Raw genomic sequence first — 18,764 nt, forward strand, 5'->3', positions numbered from 1 at the left:
TGAATGTGCTGGCCTTTTCGCGAGCAGGCTCGCTCCCACAGGGGGAATGAGTTGGAATTCACAGGAAATACTTGAGGTTGAACCCGACGTTGTCGCGGTCGCGGATGCCGTTGTTCTGTCCGCCGCCGTAGAACTCGGTGTATTGCAGTTCGGCTTCGAGCTTGTTCTGGTAGTTGGCCTTGATTCCCAGCGTGTAAGCCTTGCGACCCTCGATGGTGTTGCCGGCCTGATAGCTGTTGCCTTTGAAGTCGTCCTTGTAGACGACATAAGGCGAGACGTTGACCCCGGCGTACACGTCGTTCCACGTGCCGTTGAGCATTGCCGTGTAGCTGTAGGAATCACGGTTGACCTGATCGTCACGATCACCGCCCGACACATAGGAATAATTACCGGTGCCGGCGTAGTAACGGGTGCTGCCGTCATAAGCGGTGTATTGCAGGCTGCTGCCGCGCAGGTGCTCGGAGGCCAGTTCGAAGATGCCGAACAGCGAGTCGAACGAGGCCGTCGGACCGAAGTTGTAGATAGTGCCCAACGAAGTGTTGAAGGCTTCCACACGCTCGGCGTTGTTGATCTCACTGTTGAGGTTGACCATCTGCCCGCCGACATTGATCGACTTGCCCGTCACCGCCACGGCGGCACCGTTGGCCAGGTCGCCGATCAAATCGTTGGTGGCCGCGACGCCAATCGGCAGGTTCGGTCGATAAGCGATTTCGCCGAACACCGATGCCGTACCCAGCGTGGTGTTGAAGCTGAAACCGTACATGCGAATGTCTTCGGCGTAACGTCGATGCGCCTGGATGTTTCCCATGACATCAGCGGTGGCCAGACCGTTGGCGAGTGCCCCGGCCTGACTGCCGGCGACACCGGACAACAGGTTGGTCAGGGCATCCATGTCGATGCCTTTGTACCCGCCAAGGTCAGCGGCAATGGTCGGCTCCTTGGCGTGGTAATTGACCATGTACAAGCCGAACTCGGTGCTGTTGAGTTGCTCGGCGATATAGCGAAAGGCAAAGCCGAACTGGCCGTCGTTGCGCGCGTTGTAGTCCTTGCCGACCGAGGCCACTTTGAGGGTATTGCCATACGCCGGGGTCACGCCGTTGGCGTACAGTCCGGTGGTTTGCAGGGCCTGGCTCAGCAACGGGTTATTGCCCAACGCGCTGTACAAGCCGATGACATTGCCAAAACCGGGCACCGGCGTATCGAGCGCGGTGCCGCTGAAGTCGTTGTAACCGGTGTTGCCTCCGTCAGCGAACAGGTCAGTTTGCGAGTAGAAGGTGCCGACCGGATCGATGCGGGTTTCCTTCCAGTTGGTCTGGTAGAAACTCTCCATGGTCAGGCTGTCGGTCAGGCCGATGTTGAAGCTCAGCGCCTCCACCGGCACCAGCACTTCCTTGACCTCGGCGCCGGGCAAGCGGTACTTGGCAGCGTCCACCGGGTTGGTGGTGTTGATCCCGCCGCGATAGAAAATCCCCTCGCCCCAGTTGAAAACCTGGCGGCCGACCCGCGCGGTGACCGGCATCTGCGCAACGTCCCAACTGCCATGCACGTAGGCGTCGAGCATCTCGATGCGGCTGCCGGCGATGTCGCGGGTCTGGCTGGTGAAGTGGTTGTCCTGCGGGTAACTCTGGCTGGGTTGCGACGGGTTGTTGTTGTCGTAGTAGTCGTTGCGCTTGTCCATCAACTGGGTGTCGTAAAACGCGGTGCCGCGCATGAACAAACCATAGTTCTGATAGTTGGCCTCAAGCTCGGACGTGATCTTGTACACCTCGGAAACCAGCCCGGTGTCGAAGTTGCGATTGCCGTCGTTGGTGTTGACGTCATCGTTAGTCTTGTCGCGACCCTGCACCCGCCACAGGCGCCCGTACGATAAGGTCGTGTCGAGGGAACCGGTGACCTGCTTGTCCATCAGGCTGAACTCCACAGCCTGCGCGCTATCGACTGCGCACAGTTGCAGCAACCCTGCCAAACCGACACCGGGAAGCGCCGCGCCAGACCGGCGCAATCGAGTACTGATCATCTGATCCTCCTTGTTTTTGTTGTTTTTCGTGTCGCGTCGCGATCGTTAAGGGACCAATCCCGCACTGACATAAATCCGGCTGTGCGAGCCGAAATGACCGAGCAATCTGAACAACTGTTGGTTGAGTACCGGGTGGTCGAAATCTTCACGATGCAGTCGATTACCGCCGCTGAAATCACTGGTCGCCGGAGTCGTTTCCAGCCACTGACCGATGGCCTCGTCGAAGGCGGCGGAAGCATCGACAGACTCGGCGCTGACCACTTCGCGCAGGTAGTCGACGGAGTACGGTGGATACGTTTCGTCTCGGGCAACGTCGGCGTAAGCGTCGAGCATCGGATGCGGCTGACCGGCACGCAGCAAACGGCGCAGCCAGGTCGATTGGTACTTCTCCACCTCCATGTGCCGGGTGGCGACGCGTTCGATGGAGGCCTGCTTATCCTCAGCGAAACCGGCGATGGCTTTGCCTTCCAACAGCAAAAGACTGGCAAGATCGACGCCGGGCAATGGCTTGGCGTGATAAGGCTGGGTCAGATCCTGAATGTGGTGCAGGCCCCAGCCGAGAAAACGGTAGCCCCAGTACGGATGGCCACTGGCAAACGCCAGTCGGGCCAACCCCATGTATTGATACGCGCGCCAGTCCGGCCAACTGCGTTCGAGAAATCCGGCAGCGGCGTAGACCACCGCGCTTTCATGGAAAAAGCCCATGTGGAACGGCGCCTGTGAGCTGTATTGAAACCTTGCATCACCGAAGGGTTGCGGGCCGAAGCCATAGCGCGCGCCGACTTCACCCGGGTTGTCGCTGAACAGGTTGATGTCGTGGCCGTAATCGGGTTCGTCGGCGGCGCTGGCCAGCACGGCCAGTGGTGCGACTTTTTCGTGCTCGGCGACAACGATGAAACGTTGGCGATTCCACGGTGAAAGGGTCTGTTCGACCATGACTTGATCGGCTTGCAGATGCGCGCGTTCGGGCAGGTCTTTGCCGGGCAATGGCTGAATGACCATCGCCAGATGGATCTCGGGATTGATGCGCAATGCGCTGAGGAAATCGTGGCGCAGATTGTCACTCGGCGTGGCCGGTAATTTCAGGCTGTCGGGGCGTGGCGGGTATTGGCCGAAGTGCTCGCGGGCGAAGCTTTCCTGTTCCTCGAGCAACGCGCTGACCGCCTCGTACTGCTCCACCAGAAAGGATTCCAGCGGCTCGACTTCGATGGGCGGCGCATCGCGCAACACCGGCAGATCCTGCAACGCCAGATAGCTGCCCACCGTATGGTTCGACCAGCCCCAGGCGCTCGGGGCTGTTGCACAAAGCAGCAGCAGGAGGAATGTCAGCTTCATTGCTTTTCGTTCTTATTGGATGTGCTGTGAGGGTTGAGCCTAACAACCGACCCCGCTGCTGACACTGTCCGATCTCACCAGAAAAGCTCTCCGATGGCGCCAATTCAAATCGCAATACGGTTTCTGTAGAAGCCTGCCGAAGGCTGCGATCTTTTAACGTTGATCTGAAAAAACAAGATCAAAAGATCGCAGCCTTCGGCAGCTCCTACAGGGGGATTTTTGAGGATTTTCAGGCGGGGTAGCCGGTGATTTTACGGATGCTTTGGTACAACGGTTTGAGTTGGCGGTACATGCGCAGGTAGACCTCTTTGTACAGTTGCTCGTAGATTTTCTGCGCTTCAGGTTGCGGGGTGAAAACCGCACCGACGCGGGTCATGGCTGCGATTGCACTGGGGAAATCCGCGTGCAATCCGAGCCCCACTGCGCAGCAGATCGCTGCGCCCAGGCCGGACGCTTCATACACATGCGGACGCTCCGCTGGCAGGCCGAAAATATTGGCCGTGAGCTGCATCGCCGCATCACTCTGCGACCCGCCTCCAGCCACCCGCAGACGCTTGATCGAGATCTTCGAGCGCCTCTCGATATTCTCCATGCCCTGACGCAGCGCATAGGCCAACCCTTCAAGAATCGCCCGGTAGATGTGCGCACGGGTGTGCACATCGCCGAAACCGATCATGGCGCCTTTCGCTTCGACACCCGGCTCGCGAATCCCCGGCGACCAATAGGGTTGCAACATCAGCCCCATCGAACCCGGTGGCACCGCGTTGACCAGCGCATCAAAGAGCTGCTCGGGCTCGATGCCCTGCTCTTTCGCCTGCTGCATCTCGCGCAAGCCGAATTCGTTCTTGAACCAGCTGACCATCCAGTAACCGCGATAAATCATCACCTCGCAGTTGTACTGATCCGGCACCGCCGAGGGGTAGGGCGGAATCAGCGGGACGATTTCCAGATAGCGCGAGCGGGTGCTGGTGATCGTCGCTGTGGTGCCGTAGGACAGGCACACCGTATCGGCGTCGACCACGCCGGAACCGAGCACTTCGCAGGCCTTGTCCGCGCCTGCCGCAATCAGCGGCAGCCCTTCCGGAATCCCGGTGTGACGGCAGGCCTCAGCGGTGATGTAGCCAAGGGTTTCACCGGGCTTGTACAACGTCGGCAATTGCTCGGGGCGCACCGCCAGGGCCTGCCATTTCCAGTCACTCGGCGCGGCCCATTTCAGGCGTTTGAAGTCGAACGGCAAGTAGCCAACGCAGCAACCCACCGAGTCGACAAAGCGTCCGCACAGTCGATGCGTGAGAAACCCCGAGAGCAGCAAAAACTTGTCCGTCGCCGCCCACACGTCTGGCTGATGGCGAGCGATCCAGTTGGCCTCAGCCTGGGCACGAAAGTAATCCACGGTGCCCTGCGCGCCGACCAGTTTGAACAACCAGCCCCACGGTCCCTTGATCCCGCCTTGGACTTCGCTCTGACGTTGATCCAGCCAGAGGATCGCCGGGCGCATCGGTTTGCCCTCGGCATCGACATTGATCACCGTGCCGCGCTGGGTAGTCAGCGACACACCGGCAATCTGCGTGCGATCAATGCCGGTTTGCTGCCAGACCTGCTGACACGCCTCGCCCAATTTCGACCAGTAATACTCCGGATCCTGCTCGGCCCAACCCGGTTGCGTCGAGTAATACGCCTGCAATTCGACCTTGCCTTTGCCCAGCAGATTGCCCTGCAAATCGAAGAGCAGCGCGCGCACGCTCTGGGTGCCGTTGTCGATGGCCAGCAGGTAACGCTTGTTCGGGTGGTTATCCATGGAGCTCTCTTCAGGGGGCATCAAGGCGTGGCATCCGGCAAACCGTGATGGCGTTGCCACAACGCCCGATAACGCTGTATTTCCTGCTGCCAGTGTTCGTCGCTCCAGCCTAGTCGTGGCTGGCAGAGCTGGCGGATGGCGGCGAAACAGTCTTCGCCGCCACGCGGCAACAGCAGACCCAGACGCGTGCGGCGCAGCAGCAGATCGTCGAGGTGCAAGACCATTTCCGCGTCGCAGGCGAAGGCCAATTCCGCCCACAACGTGTCCGTAGCCCCGACCGTTTCGTGACCGACGTCTTTGATCAATTGCGCCAGCCTCGGCAGGTTTCGGCCATGCCGACCGGCCAATCGTCGCCACTGCTGACGGCTCAATTCTGGAATCGGCAGCGCAGGCACAGCGGCAAACACTGGCGCAGCGTCATCGACGAAGGGCCGCCCGAGCATCGCTGCGCAAGCCTTGAGCACTTCGATGGCTTGCGGGCGAAACGTGGTCAGTTTGCCGCCGGCCAATGTTACGCAACCGGGCTCCTGCCACAGCACGTGCTCGCGGGTTTCGTTCGATGGTTTGTCTTGATGATCACCCGTCGCACCGCCGACCACCGGGCGCACGCCGGACCAGGTCGACAGCACGTCATTGGCCGTGACTTCAGCGCCGGGGAATTGTTGTGTGCAGGCCGCTAGCAGATAGTCGAGTTCTTCGCCGCTGATGCTCGCGCTCTGATCCAGATCCTCGCGATGATCGAGATCGGTGGTGCCGACCACGGTCGCGCCTTCCCACGGAAAAACGAACACCGGACGCCGGTCGCGCTCATGCAGAAAAGTGAAGGCCTGCGCCACTGGCAAACGCCAACCCGGCAGCAATAAATGACTGCCACGCAACGGGCGCAATTGCCTTGGAGCCTCGGTTGGCCGCAAACGCTCAGCCCAGGCGCCAGTGGCCACAGCGAGTACCCCGCAGCGAAACTGCAGAGTCGCGCCGGCCTCGCAATCTTCGACCTGAACGCCACACACTCGCCCGCTTTCACGCAGCAAATGTTCGACGCGAACGCCGTTGACCACGACAGCGCCATCCGCGCGCGCCTCGCCCAACACACGCACCACTAACCGCGCATCATCGGTCAGCGCATCGGCAAAACAGGTACCGCCGAGCAAGTCGTTTTCTTTCACGCCGGGCGCCAGATAACGCAGTTGCTGCGCATCATGAAAACGATGACTGCGCCGTCCGGCCAAGGCGTCGTAAACGCTTAACAAACCACCCAACACCCGCGGCCCGGGAAAACCGCCGCGATAGTGCGGCATCATGAAACTCATCGGTTCAACCAGCCCCGGCGCTTCGTCGAGCAAGCGCTGACGCTCGCGCACTGAATCGCGGGTCAGGCGCCATTGCCCTTTGGCGATGTAGCGCAAGCCGCCATGAACCATTTTCGATGATCGGCTGGAAGTGCCCCAGGCAAAATCACGCTGCTCCAGCAGCAGACAGCGCCAGCCACGACGCGCGGCTTCACGCAGGATTCCGGCGCCACTGATGCCGCCGCCGATCACGATCAGATCCCAGGTTTCCTCCGCCAGCGTCGGCAAAGTCTGCTGGCGCCATGCGGCGTTCCAGTCCTGACTCATGGCCTTCACTCCTGCAACAGCGTGCCGGGATTGAGGCGCCCGGCCGGATCGAAGTGTCTGCCCAAGGCTTGCAAGGCATCGATCGCCAATGCGCCTTTCTCGCGTAGCAGATACGGCGCGTGATCCTTGCCGACACCGTGCTGATGGCTGATGGTGCCGTGGTTGTCGACGATGGTCTGGCTGGCCGCGTGCTTGAGTGCTTTCCAGCGCGCCAGCGTCGCCGGGTAATCCGCCGCCGGACGGAACACGTAGGTGGTGTAGATGCTCGATCCTTCGCCATAAACGTGGGACAGGTGGGTGAACACATGCACCCGTTCGCCCTCCGCCGCCAAAGCGTCACGCAGACTGTTTTCGATGAGACCGAGGAGATTGTCGACGTTGCTCCAGTCGGTGGCTGTTTCCAGCGTGTCGACCACGTAACCGGCGTTCCACAGGTTTTCGCGCAGGTAGGGAAAACGAAAGCGGTTCTGCGCCCATTTGTTGCCGAGCAAGGTCCCGGTAAATACGCCGCCGAAGGCTTTCAGATGCTGACGGGCCTGGCTCAGCGACAGCGCGTTTTGCCGACGATTGCCGGTCACGCCGAAGGTCAGCAGGCACTTGCCCGCGCCTGCCCCGCGCAGGCTCAGGTATTTTTCCAGCCAGGCGATTTGCTGCGGATGACCGGCCAACGCCAATTGTGTTTCGGTTTCCACCGCGTTGGACAGGCGCAGCATCGACAGCGGCACGCGCGCCTGAGCGAGTTGGCGGATCGCTTGCAGCGCTTTGGTCCAGCTCGGCAGGAATACCCCGTAGAAGCGTTCATCAGCGGGCAGTGCGCTGACCCGCACTTTGACTTCGGAAATGATCCCGAATCGACCTTCGCAGCCCAGTACCACTTCGCGCAAATCCGGGCCTGCCGCCGAGGCAGGAAAGGTCGGAATTTGCAGAGGCCCGGCGAAGGTTTCCAGCGTTCCGCCAGCGAACAATTGTTCGATGCGCCCATAGCGCAACGACTGCTGGCCACTGGAACGACTGGCGACCCAACCGCCCAAGGTCGACAGCTCCCACGATTGCGGAAAATGCCCGAGGGTGTAGCCACGGGCGCGCAGTTGGCTTTCCACCTGCGGCCCGGTGGCGCCAGGGCCGAAGGTTGCCAGCAGGCTCTGCTCGTCGAGGTCGATTAACCGGTTCATCCGCGCCAGCGACACCGTCACCACCGGCCGCACGGAATTCGTCGGGTTGATGTGGCCGGCCACCGACGTGCCGCCGCCATAGGGGATCAGGCACAAATCCTGTTCATGGGCGAGCGCCAGCAACAGGCGAATCTGCTCGCCAGTCTCGGGAAACGCCACGGCATCGGGATAGTTGCCCAGCGCACCTTCGCGCAACGCCAGCCAGTCCGGCAGGCTCTGGCCCCGGGCATGCAGTAACCGGTCATGGCCATCGACGCTGTACAGCGTATGAGCCTGCAATCGCGAGGCCGGTACGCGGACCAATGCCGCTTCAAGCGTGGCATCGGGCAGCGCTCGCCCCACGCCCAGCCGCTCATGGAGAAACTCCGCGCCTTGGGCCGGCAGTTCGACCACCGTGTTTGCATCTCCCCAGCCATTCCAGCGTCGCATGCGTGTGTCCTTTTTCGGTTCTTATCAGCGATATTTCAGGTCCCCATACTAGCCAGCGGCCGAAAAGTGTCACGGTCGCATCCGGCCAGTTCGTGTAGCCAATTGAGTCAAACGTCGCGCAAGCGTCAGCCATTTACTTTAGTCGTGGTTTCAAATTACCTTTCAGGGCATTCATCCGCTCATGCACGCTTTGATCAAGGGAATTCGATCATGCAATCGCTCGGCTTCACGTCTGTTCCGCCGCTGCTTAAATATCTGCGCCATGCCGAGCAATTGGGCATGGCCATCGAGCCGGCATTGGCGGCGGCTGGTTTACAGGCGCAGCAGTTGAGCGACAACACCCTGCGCTTGCCGGGTGAGGCCCATGAAAAGCTCCTCGATTATTTCTGCGAACACTCGGGCGATCCGCTGTTCGGGCTCAACGCGGCGAACTTTGTCCTGCCCAACTCGTGGAGCGTGCTCGGTTACATCACCATGAACTGCGCGACGCTGGGCGATGCCATGAGCCGGATCATGCCCTTCGAGAAACTGGTCGGCGACATGGGCGTGAGTCGCGCCGAGGTGCTGGATGGCCACGTGCATTTGATCTGGACCTGCCGTTATCAGCGCCCACGGATCCGTCGGCACCTGGTGGAAAACGTGCTGGGTTCGTGGCTGCACTATGCGCGCTGGATTGCCGATACGCAGATGTCGCCGGCCGCGGTCTGGCTGGAACATTCGTGCCCGGCCGAAGCCACGCCAGCACAGTACGAGGCGTTCTTCGATTGCCCGGTGTTGTTCGATCAGGCGTATTCGGCGCTGATTGTGCCGCTGCCGTATCTGCAGTTGCCGTTGCGCCAGGCCGACGCGCAATTGCTGCGCACCCTGGAAGAACATGCGTTGGGGTTGATGGCGACGCTGGAGGATGCGTCGCTGGAGCAGCAGGTGAAAAACATTCTGCGCCAGTTGCTCAAAGAAGGTTTACCGCGCAAAGAGCAGGTGGCCGAGCATCTCGCTGTTTCCGTGCGTACGTTGCAGCGGCAGTTGCATCAGGCGGGAACGTCTTATCAGCAGATTCTGGATGATTTGCGTCAGGAGCTGGCTGAGCATTATCTGCTCAACAGTACGCTGCCGATTCAGGACATTGCCCAGTACCTGGGGTTTACCGAACCGCGCTCCTTTCATCGCACGTTCAAGAGCCGACGCGGCATGCCGCCGGGGGAGTTTCGGCAGACGCATCGCGGGTGATTGCATTGGCGGCGTCAGTAGGAGCAAAGCTTGCTCGCGAATGCGGTACGGCATTCAACACTTGTGTTGACTGAACCAGCGCGTTCGCGAGCAAGCTTTGCGCCTACAGAGGTTGTGCCGTCCGCGAAATCTGCGCTCGCTGAAGCTTTGCGCCCACGTTTTTGATTACAGGCTGATCGCGTTGGTGAACACCAGGCGATTACCGAACGGGTCGGCGATGGTCATGTCTTGGCTGCCCCACGGCATGGCCTGGATTTGTGGGTGCGAGAACTTGTAGTCCTTGCCGATCAGTTGCTGCTGGAAAGCCTCCAGTTCATCGGTCTCGATGCGCAATGCCGACCCCGGGCTCGCATCGCCATGGTGCTCGGACAAGTGCAGCACGCACTCGCCACGGGACACTTGCAGATACAACGGGAAGTTCGCCTCAAAGCGGTGCTGCCAGTCGATCTTGAAGCCGAGGAAGTCGACGTAGAACTCTACGGCTTTGGCTTCATCGAAAATCCGCAGGATCGGGGTGGTTTTGCCGAAGCTCATGGGGTGCTCCCTGACTGGTTGGCCCGACAGTGTAGCTGGGCTGGATGTCAGCACTTCGGCTTGTTGCGGACTTTCTTTAATTGCAATGTGCCACCATGAGACATGGATCAAAAGATCGCAGCCTTCGGCAGCTCCTACAGGGGTTCCGTGATCAATTGAAACCTTTGCGTAGATCACCTTCCCTTGCCAGAAAGCGTCCTTCCCTTTTGCCATTTGGCTGGCCGTCGCGGTAACTCAAAACACCGTTGATCCACACGCCGTCAATGCCCTGCGCTGCTCGCTGCGGATCATTGAAATCCGCTACATCGCGCACGGTCAGCGGATCGAACAACACCAGGTCCGCCCAATACCCTTCTCGAATTTCGCCTCGTTCCTTCAAACCAAATCGCGACGCCGACAACCCGGTCATCTTGTGTACCGCCGTGTGCAGCGGGAACAGCCCGACATCCCGACTGAAGTGCCCCAACACCCGTGGGAAAGCGCCCCACAAACGCGGATGCGGGAATGGGTCTTCCGGCAGTCCGTCAGAGCCCACCATCGACAACGGATGCGCGAGGATTCTTCGTACGTCCGCCTCGTCCATTCCGTAGTACACCGCACCCGCCGGTTGCAGGCGTTTGGCCGCGTCGATCAACGGCACGTTCCATTCGGCGGCGATGTCGATCAAATCGCGACCACTGACTTCCGGGTGCGGCGTCGACCAGGTGATGGTGATGCGATGCGCATCGGTGACTTGCTTCAGATCCAGCGTCGAAGAACTCGCCGCGTACGGATAGCAATCGCAACCGACCGGGTGGGTTTTTGCCGCTTCCTCCAGCGATGCGAGCAGCTGCGGACTACGCCCCCAATTACCGACGCCAGCACATTTGAGGTGGGAAATGATCACCGGTGATTTCGCGTGACGACCAATCTGAAAGGCCTCATCCATCGCCTCCAGCACCGGGGCGAATTCACTGCGCAAATGAGTGGTGTAAACCGCGCCGAATGCCGTCAATTCTTCGGTGAGTTGCATCACTTCATCGGTAGAGGCGTTATAGGCGCTGGCGTACGCCAGGCCTGTGGATAAGCCGAGCGCGCCAGCCTCAAGGCTTTCACGCAATTGCCCGCGCATTGCGGCGATTTCCTCAGGCGTGGCCGTGCGGAACAAGTCATCAAGGTGATTGCTGCGCAGCGCTGTGTGGCCGACCAGCGCCGCCACATTCAACGTGGTGTTGGCCGCCTCGACCGCTGCGCGGTAATCGCTGAAGCGTGGATAGACGAATGCCGCCGCCGTGCCGAGCAGGTTCATCGGGTCCGGTGGATTGCCTTTCAGACTGACCGGAGACGCACTGATCCCGCAGTTGCCGACGATCACCGTGGTCACGCCTTGGCTGAGCTTGGGCAGCATTTCAGGATGACGGATGACCACCGTGTCGTCGTGGGTGTGCACGTCGATGAAACCCGGCGCCAGCACGCGGTCGGCGGCGTCGATTTCCTCGGCAGCGCTGGCGTCGTGCAAGTCACCGATGCGCTCGATGCGACCATCACGAATTGCCACGTCGGCGTGGTAACCGGGCGTGTTGCTGCCGTCGATGATCAGGACATTGCGAATCAGCGTGTCGTACTGCATTTCAGTCTCCCAGCGGCAGGTGATCGTCGCCGCCACGGTATTCGTCGAGGGCGAGTTTGATCCGCCGCAGACGCTCTTGATTGTCTTCAGGATTGGCCAGCGCCAGCTCGGTGGCGAGCACGTCGATGGCGAGCAGCATGCCGTAGCGCGCCGCCGTCGGTTTGTAGATGAACGAGGTTTCCGCGCCTTGCAGCGGCAGGACGATGTCGGCCAGTTCGGCCAGCGGCGAGTCGGCGCGGGTGATCGCCAGAATGCGTGCGCCGTAGTTGCGCGCCAGTTCGACGGTCTCCAGCAATTCCGGGGTGATGCCGGTCAGCGAGCAGACGATGAGCACTTGCTCGGCGTTCAGGCTGGCGGCGGTGACGCGCATCATCACCGCGTCATGACACACCGCAATCGGGTAGCCGAGGCGCACCAGCCGTACCTGCAATTCGTCGCTGCACAAGGTCGAGCAACCGCCCATGCCGAAGGCGTGAATCATCCGTGCCTGGCCAAGTAATCTCACCGCATCGGCGAAGCGCGATTCGTCGAATCCAGCGAGATGCTGGCGCAGCGTGGTTTCGATATCGCCGACGATCTGCCCGTAGAACGCCGACTGTTCAGGCGTGCCCGCCGGGTCGAGAAAACGGCTGCCGACGCCGCTGGCCTGAGCCAGTTGCAGGCGTAGATCACGCAGGTCACGGCAACCGACGCTGCGGGCAAATCGCGACAGCGTGGCGGTGCTGACCTCGGCGCGTTGCGCCAGATCTTCGAGGCTGGCGGAGGCGGCAAAACCAACGTCGTCGAGCATCAGCCGAGCAATACGGCCCTCGCCGGCGCTGAAGGAATCCTGGCGGGCGCGGATCTGGTAGAGGATGTCCATGGCGGCGGGCTCCGGTTACAACAGATAAGAAAGGCCGACGGTCAGACCGAAAGCGACCAGCGAGATCAACGTCTCAAGCACGGTCCAGGTCTTGAACGTCTGCGCGACCGTCATGTTGAAGTATTCCTTGATCAACCAGAAGCCGCCGTCGTTGACGTGGGAAAAGATAACCGAGCCAGCACCGGTCGCCAGCACCAACAGCTCAGGGTGTGGATATCCCAGACCAATGGCCACCGGCGCGACCACGCCGGACGCGGTGGTCATGGCCACGGTGGCGGAGCCTGTGGCGATGCGCATCAACGCCGCGAACAACCAGCCCATGATCAGCGGCGACAGGTGAAACTCGTGGGCGAGGCCGACGATCTCATCGGTCACGCCGGCATCCACCAGAATCCGGTTCAGACCGCCGCCAGCCCCGACCAGCAGGGTGATGCTGGCGGTCGGTGCCAGACATTCGTTGGTGAATTTGAGGATCGATTCGCGGTTGAAACCCTGGGCGATGCCCAGCGTCCAGAAACTCAGCAACGTTGCCAGCAACAGGGCGATCACCGAGTTGCCGATGAACAACAGGAACTGATTGAAACCGCTGCCCGGCGTGGAAATCAGGTTGGCCCATCCGCCGATCAGCATCAGCACCACTGGCAGCAGAATGGTCGCCATGGTGATGCCGAAACCCGGCAGCTTGTCGCGCGGTTCGCGGTCGAGAAATTGTTTTTCCAGCGGGTTATCTGCCGGCAACTGAATGCGCGGCACGATGAATTTGGCGTAGAGCGGGCCGGCGATGATCGCCGTCGGAATGCCGATCGCAATCGCATACAACAGGGTCTGCCCGACCGACGCCTGATACGCCTGCACCGCGAGCATCGCCGCCGGGTGCGGCGGCACCAGCGCATGCACCACCGAGAGGCCGGCGACCATCGGCAAACCGACCATCAGGATCGACACACCGACGCGCCGCGCCACGGTGAAGGCAATCGGCACCAGCAAGACAAAACCGACTTCGAAGAACAACGGCAGCCCGACCAGAAACGCAATGCAGACCATCGCCCAGTGCGCGTTCTTCTCGCCAAACTTATCGATCAAGGTGCGCGCCATCTGCTCGGCGCCACCGGACTCGGCCATAATCTTGCCGAGCATCGTCCCCAGCGCCACCACCAGCGCAATATGCCCCAGCGTCTTGCCCACGCCGGCCTCATACGCGCCCACCACGCCCGACGGCGGCATCCCGGCCACCAGCGCCAGACCAATGGAAATCAGGGTGATGACGATGAACGGATTGAGCCGGTAACGGGCGATCAATACGATCAGCGCGATGATGGCGACGGCGGCATACACCAGCAGCCAATAGCCGAAAGAAGGCGTCATGCGGTACTCCTCGAAAGGGTCACGTTCGAATGGGTTGTGAAACTCATAAATCATTTCGAGATCGAGTTTTCAAACCGCATGAAAGTAATTTTCGTGGAGAGGTAAGGCGTGTCGCAAATGGATATGTCGTGTCGCGATTAATGAAAATCGAGGGGCGGGATTTACATAAGTTTCCTGGCTGGTGAGAAACCAATGTGGGAGCGAGCCTGCTCGCGAAGACGGTCTCGCATTCAACATTTCTATCGACTGAAGCACCGCTTTCGCGAGCAGGCTCGCTCCCACAGTTTTGATCGTATTCGTTCAGACTGGTTTGGGGATGTTTTGAAAATTGAGGCAAGCGCTAGACTCGCCTGACGCGTCTCTATCGGGCACCCGCCCATGACCAGCACGCGCCGCACCAGAAAAAAACTGACTGCCGAAAACCTGATACGTGCAATCGCCAGCTCTACAGCCATCGAGACGGGGCAGAGTGTTGAAGCAATTGAACGCAAACTCAAAGTCAAAAACAGCAAGTTCCTGCACCTCTCTCTGGCCAGGTAACGTCGCCGTTCAAGCCCACAAGGCTTGTCGTAGCCAATACTCCATCGGTTCGTAGTTGCAATTCAGACCTTGGTGAATCGCAGAAAAATAAGCCATAAGACCGATCTGACACGAGAGCAAAGCCTGAAATACAAACGGCCGCCCGAGGGCAGCCGTTTTGAGGGTTGATCGCCAAGCCCTACAGGGCTTAAACACCGATCACACCATTTCGTTACGAATCCATTCAACCACCGACGTGCGTTTCGGCGCCCAGCCCAGCAGTTCACGCGCATGTTTGCCGCGCACGCGGCTGTTGGAACCGAGGCCATAGTTGGCCATTTCGTAGCCCCATTCGGCTTCGGCGTCTTTCAGTGGCCAGTCTTGCGGTTCGCCGAGGTTCAGCGCTTGGGCCATGGCGGTGGTCATGTCGACGAACGACGCTTCGCCGCTTTCGACGAAGTAGAAAGTACCTGGTACGTTCTTGGTCAGCGCCAGCAGATACAAGGCAACGACGTCTTCGATGTGCACGTTGGACCAGATGTTCTGACCCGTGCCGACATGGCGCACGACGCCGCTTTTGCGCGCCTGTTTGAGCAGACGTGGCAACTGCACGCTGTCGCGATTGACGCCCAGGCTGTGGCCGTAGATCAAGGTGTTGCAGATGACGGCGGAGTTCACGCCATCCTTCGCCGCCGCGAGGATCAGGTTATCGATCGCCACACGCGCAGCCTTGTCGACGGTCGGTTCCGGTAGATTGTCTTCGTAGTAGATGACGTCGCTGGATTTACCGCCCGACGCATCACCGACGATGCTCGAACCGCTGGTGTGCAGGAATACCTTGTTGGAACCGCGCAAGGCGTCGAGCAAGGCCTCGACCGCACCGCGGTGGTCGCTGCTGGCAGCGTTGATCACGGCATCGGCGGCGCGCGCCTGTTCGGCGAGCAGCGCTTGGTCGTCGAGGGTGCCGATCACCGGGGTGATGCCGAGTGCTTTCAGCTCATCAGCCTGTTCGGCGCTGCGCACCAGACCGCTGACGTTATGGCCGGCCTGAACCAGACCGGTAGCAATAGAGCCGCCGATAAAACCGGCAGCGCCGGTGACGAATACGTTCATGGAGAAACTCCCTGCGTGAATAAGTGATGGGGCGAGTATCGACCGATGTCCCTCAGGGAAACACCCGCCCTCGCCCAATTCACTCTTGCGTACAGGTCACGAATCAGCCCTTGAAATCAACGCTGGCGTAGGCCGCGAGTTTGCTCTGGATAAAGTCGAGGAAGCACTGAATGCGCAGCGCCAGTTGCGAGTTACGGTAGTACACCGCGTTGATCGGCTGGCGATAACCGCTGTTGAATTCGCCCAGCAGCACCTTCAAACGTCCGGCGCGGATGTCATCGATGGTCATGAAGTGCGACAGGCAGGCGATGCCCTGACCTTCCAGCGCCAGGTGGCGCACGGTCTCGCCGCTGGAGGCGCTGATGGCCGGGTTGATCGGCCAGCGATCACCGTGCACGTAACGCAGCGGCCACTGGTTGAGACCTTCGTTCTGGGTGAAGCCGAGCAAGGTGTGGTCGCTCAAGTCGGCCGCTTGCAACGGCGCACCGTGTTTCTGCAGATACGCGGGGCTGGCGACGATCAGCAGCGGACTGCTACCGAGTGAACGGGCGTGCAGCGTCGAATCGGCGAGGGTGCCGATGCGGATGGCGATGTCGGTGCTTTGTTCCAGCAGGTCAATGATCAGGTCATTGCTGTTGAGTTCGAGCTGGATGTCCGGGTAGAGACGGCGGAACTCGTCGATATAGGGGACGACGGCATGGAGCATGAACGGCGAGGCAGCGTTGATCCGCAGGCGTCCGGACGGGGTTTGCTGGCGGGAGGACAGGCGTTCTTCGAGTTGATCCATCTGGTCGAGAATCAGCTTGGCCTGCTCGAAGAAATACTTGCCCTCTTCAGTCAGGTCCATGCGCCGCGTGGTGCGGTTGATCAATGTGGTGTCGAGCTTGGCTTCCAGCTTCGACAGCGTGCGACTTACGGCCGAAGGGGTCTGCCCGACCTGCTCGGCGGCGGCGGAGATTGAACCGCATTCGATCACGCAGACGAAAATCTGCAACTCATCGGATCTGGCTTTCACGGGTGTCCCTTAATTGATCGTCGGCACAAATCCATTGTGGAGAGAGAACACCTTTGTGGCGAGGGGATTTATCCCCGATGGGCTGCGCAGCAGTGCCCTTTCTTTTTCAGGATCAAGAGGGGGCCGCTGCGCGACCCAGCGGGGATAAATCCCCTCGCCACAAATAAATTCGCTCACCAAGAGGTAATCATTTCAGGCCTTGAGGGCGAACACCTCTTTCAGATGCTGTTCATACCGCGCCACATCGTTCTCGATGTTCGGACGCTTCATCACATCCACACAGAGGAACGTCGGCAAAGCAGTCATGCCCAAAAATTCGTTGGCCTTGTGGAACGGGAAGTACACCGCGTCCACGCCTTTGGCTTCGAAGAAATCAGTCGGGTCATCAAACGCTTGCTGCGGTGCGTTCCAGGTCAGCGACAGCATGTATTGCTTGCCCTGAATCAACCCGCCGCTGCCGTACTTCTGCGACGCGTCGGAACGGGTACGACCATCGCTGGCGTAGAGGCTGCCGTGTCCTTCGGTGAAAACTTCGTCGAGGTACTTTTTCACGGTCCACGGCGCGCCCATCCACCAGCCCGGCATTTGATAAATGATCACGTCGGCCCAGAGGAATTTCGCCACTTCTTCGGCGACGTCGTAGCCCTCGTCGATGAACGTGGTTTTGACGTCGACACCGCCGCGATCCAGCACGCTCAGTGCCGCTTCGTGCAGGGTGGTGTTGTAGCGACCGTCGGAGTGGGCGAATTTTTTACCGCCGTTGAGCAACAAAACTTTTTTCATGACAAAGCCTCGGCGCAGCCATCGGGCTGGGTGAAGAAGGGAAAATGGAATGGCGGCAGATTAACCATCCGCCTCGCGCGGAATAAGCCGTGGCTGCGCAAAATACATTTGAGCAAAACGCACGAATCGAGTGCAGATTGTTGCCGTAGGATTGGCCGCCATCTGAACTTGAGGAGTTTTATCGATGAGTGAACGCCACGGTTTCATCCTGCACGCCAAGACCCGCCCGGAAAAAGCCGAGGCTTTCGAGACACTGTTCCGCGCCTATGTCGAACCGAGCCGCGCCGAACCGGGCTGCATCGAGTACCACATGCTGCGCGACCAGGAAGATCCGTCGCTGTTCATCTTCTACGAGATCTGGGAAAGCCAGGCGCATCTGGACGTGCACTCGAACCTGCCGCACATGAAGCAATTTTTCGAGCAGCGCATGGAGTTTCTGGAGCGTGATTTTGATATCCGCCGGATCGACATGCTCAGCGAGTCGTCGGCTAACCGCTGATCAGCAGGTGGGCGCCGAGCGCGCCCATTCCGATGAAGAACACCCGTTTGAACAGCACCGCGCTGATCCTTTGACGCAGCCATTGGCCGAGCAACATCCCGACCACCGCCGGAATCAGCGCCAGCAGCGAGGCGCTTAATTCGCCGCCACCGAGCGCACCGCGCCAAAGCAAGCCGCCGGCCAGTGCCAGCGTCGAAACAGTGAAGGACAGGCCCAGCGCCTGCACCAGTTCATCACGGTTCAAGCCCAGCGCTTGCAGATACGGCACCGCTGGAATCACGAAGACGCCGGTGGCAGAAGTGATGAGGCCGGTGATCACGCCACAGACCGGGCCGAGCCAGGATTCATGGCGAGGTTTAACGTGCAGCGTCGGCAGGAATAACCCGCTCAACGCATACAGCAACAGCGCCGCGCCCAACCCACGCACCACCCAATGTCCGCCCGCCATGCCGATCCACACAGTGCCGATACCGGTGCCGAGGAAGATCATCAGCAGCATGGGCCACAGGCGCTGGATCAGCTCTTTCAAATGCCCGCCGAATGCCAGTTGCCAGAGATTGGTCAGCGTTGCCGGGATAATCAACAGCGCCGCTGCCTGCGACGGCGCCATAGCCAGACCGAGCAGACCCATGGCGACCGTGGGCAGGCCAAGACCAATCACGCCTTTGACCAGACCGGCCATGACGAAGGTAGCGATGACCAGCAGTGACAGGGCCAGGCCGAGGTTTTGGTAGAAATCAGCGAGTGTGTTCATGACGCTACTGTGCGCCTGAGGGACCTGGTTGAAAATCTGCCATATACTGAGGCTGCCTCTTTCATAACAAGAGGCTGAAATTTTCTTTGAGACCTCAGGCCCCTTCGCGAGCAGGCT

Annotated in this window: 16 protein-coding genes; 3 read left to right on the forward strand and 13 right to left on the reverse strand. The window is 60.2% G+C overall.

Going from position 1 to position 18,764, the window contains the following annotated elements:
• Positions 1-58: 58 nt before the first annotated feature.
• The 5 genes from JFT81_RS16085 to JFT81_RS16105 all read right to left on the reverse strand — a co-directional run bounded on the left by JFT81_RS16085 (position 59) and on the right by JFT81_RS16105 (position 8,367).
• A complete protein-coding gene (locus JFT81_RS16085; protein ID WP_201228051.1) occupies positions 59-2,017 on the reverse strand; it encodes a DUF1302 domain-containing protein in 1,959 nt (652 codons plus the stop codon).
• Positions 2,018-2,062: 45 nt separating this feature from the next.
• Positions 2,063-3,352: a phospholipase gene (locus JFT81_RS16090; RefSeq protein ID WP_201228052.1), complete on the reverse strand. Its 1,290-nt coding sequence runs from the start codon at positions 3,350-3,352 to the stop codon at positions 2,063-2,065.
• A 229-nt stretch (positions 3,353-3,581) separates the two neighbouring features.
• Positions 3,582-5,150: an FGGY-family carbohydrate kinase gene (locus JFT81_RS16095; RefSeq protein ID WP_201228053.1), complete on the reverse strand. Its 1,569-nt coding sequence runs from the start codon at positions 5,148-5,150 to the stop codon at positions 3,582-3,584.
• Positions 5,151-5,170: 20 nt separating this feature from the next.
• Positions 5,171-6,766 carry a glycerol-3-phosphate dehydrogenase/oxidase gene (locus JFT81_RS16100; RefSeq protein WP_201228054.1) on the reverse strand — a complete coding sequence of 532 codons (1,596 nt, stop codon included), beginning with the start codon at positions 6,764-6,766 and terminating at the stop codon, positions 5,171-5,173.
• A gap of 5 nt (positions 6,767-6,771) precedes the next feature.
• Positions 6,772-8,367 carry an FAD-binding oxidoreductase gene (locus JFT81_RS16105; RefSeq protein WP_201228055.1) on the reverse strand — a complete coding sequence of 532 codons (1,596 nt, stop codon included), beginning with the start codon at positions 8,365-8,367 and terminating at the stop codon, positions 6,772-6,774.
• Positions 8,368-8,577: 210 nt separating this feature from the next.
• On the opposite strand from JFT81_RS16105, the gene JFT81_RS16110 reads away from it, so the two are divergent.
• Positions 8,578-9,594, forward strand: coding sequence for an AraC family transcriptional regulator (locus tag JFT81_RS16110; RefSeq protein ID WP_201228056.1), 1,017 nt, complete (start codon positions 8,578-8,580; stop codon positions 9,592-9,594).
• 165 nt (positions 9,595-9,759) lie between these two features.
• Here the strand turns inward: JFT81_RS16110 and JFT81_RS16115 are convergent, their stop codons facing one another.
• The 4 genes from JFT81_RS16115 to JFT81_RS16130 all read right to left on the reverse strand — a co-directional run bounded on the left by JFT81_RS16115 (position 9,760) and on the right by JFT81_RS16130 (position 13,964).
• Complete coding sequence (locus tag JFT81_RS16115) at positions 9,760-10,128, reverse strand: glyoxalase superfamily protein (protein WP_201228057.1); 369 nt, start codon at positions 10,126-10,128, stop codon at positions 9,760-9,762.
• A 151-nt stretch (positions 10,129-10,279) separates the two neighbouring features.
• Positions 10,280-11,737: a D-aminoacylase gene (locus JFT81_RS16120; RefSeq protein WP_201228058.1), complete on the reverse strand. Its 1,458-nt coding sequence runs from the start codon at positions 11,735-11,737 to the stop codon at positions 10,280-10,282.
• A gap of 1 nt (position 11,738) precedes the next feature.
• Positions 11,739-12,599 (reverse strand): MurR/RpiR family transcriptional regulator, encoded by an 861-nt coding sequence (locus JFT81_RS16125; RefSeq protein ID WP_201228059.1) that lies wholly within the window; start codon positions 12,597-12,599, stop codon positions 11,739-11,741.
• 15 nt (positions 12,600-12,614) lie between these two features.
• Entirely contained in the window at positions 12,615-13,964 is a 1,350-nt protein-coding gene (locus JFT81_RS16130; RefSeq protein WP_201228060.1) for a GntP family permease, read from the reverse strand.
• Between the two features lie 378 nt (positions 13,965-14,342).
• Here JFT81_RS16130 and JFT81_RS16135 point away from each other — a divergent pair, with 378 nt between their 5' ends.
• On the forward strand, positions 14,343-14,504 hold the full coding sequence (locus tag JFT81_RS16135; RefSeq protein WP_201228061.1) for a hypothetical protein: 162 nt from the start codon (positions 14,343-14,345) through the stop codon (positions 14,502-14,504).
• Between the two features lie 198 nt (positions 14,505-14,702).
• On the opposite strand, the gene JFT81_RS16140 is transcribed toward JFT81_RS16135, so the two are convergent.
• The 3 genes from JFT81_RS16140 to JFT81_RS16150 all read right to left on the reverse strand — a co-directional run bounded on the left by JFT81_RS16140 (position 14,703) and on the right by JFT81_RS16150 (position 17,394).
• The gene (locus JFT81_RS16140; RefSeq protein ID WP_201228062.1) at positions 14,703-15,596 is read right to left on the reverse strand and encodes an NAD-dependent epimerase/dehydratase family protein; all 894 of its coding nucleotides are present in this window, start codon (positions 15,594-15,596) and stop codon (positions 14,703-14,705) included.
• 103 nt (positions 15,597-15,699) lie between these two features.
• Positions 15,700-16,611, reverse strand: a complete 912-nt coding sequence (locus JFT81_RS16145; protein ID WP_201228063.1) for a LysR family transcriptional regulator — start codon at positions 16,609-16,611, stop codon at positions 15,700-15,702.
• Between the two features lie 192 nt (positions 16,612-16,803).
• A complete protein-coding gene (locus JFT81_RS16150; RefSeq protein ID WP_103303263.1) occupies positions 16,804-17,394 on the reverse strand; it encodes an NAD(P)H-dependent oxidoreductase in 591 nt (196 codons plus the stop codon).
• A gap of 184 nt (positions 17,395-17,578) precedes the next feature.
• On the opposite strand from JFT81_RS16150, the gene JFT81_RS16155 reads away from it, so the two are divergent.
• Positions 17,579-17,893, forward strand: coding sequence for a putative quinol monooxygenase (locus tag JFT81_RS16155; RefSeq protein WP_201228064.1), 315 nt, complete (start codon positions 17,579-17,581; stop codon positions 17,891-17,893).
• Here JFT81_RS16155 and JFT81_RS16160 read toward each other — a convergent pair.
• Positions 17,883-18,647 carry a sulfite exporter TauE/SafE family protein gene (locus JFT81_RS16160; RefSeq protein WP_201228065.1) on the reverse strand — a complete coding sequence of 255 codons (765 nt, stop codon included), beginning with the start codon at positions 18,645-18,647 and terminating at the stop codon, positions 17,883-17,885. The genes JFT81_RS16155 and JFT81_RS16160 overlap by 11 nt on opposite strands.
• Positions 18,648-18,764 lie beyond the last annotated feature (117 nt).

The sequence above is a fragment of the Pseudomonas sp. TH43 genome (genome assembly GCF_016650635.1).
Classification (GTDB): Bacteria; Pseudomonadota; Gammaproteobacteria; order Pseudomonadales; family Pseudomonadaceae; genus Aquipseudomonas.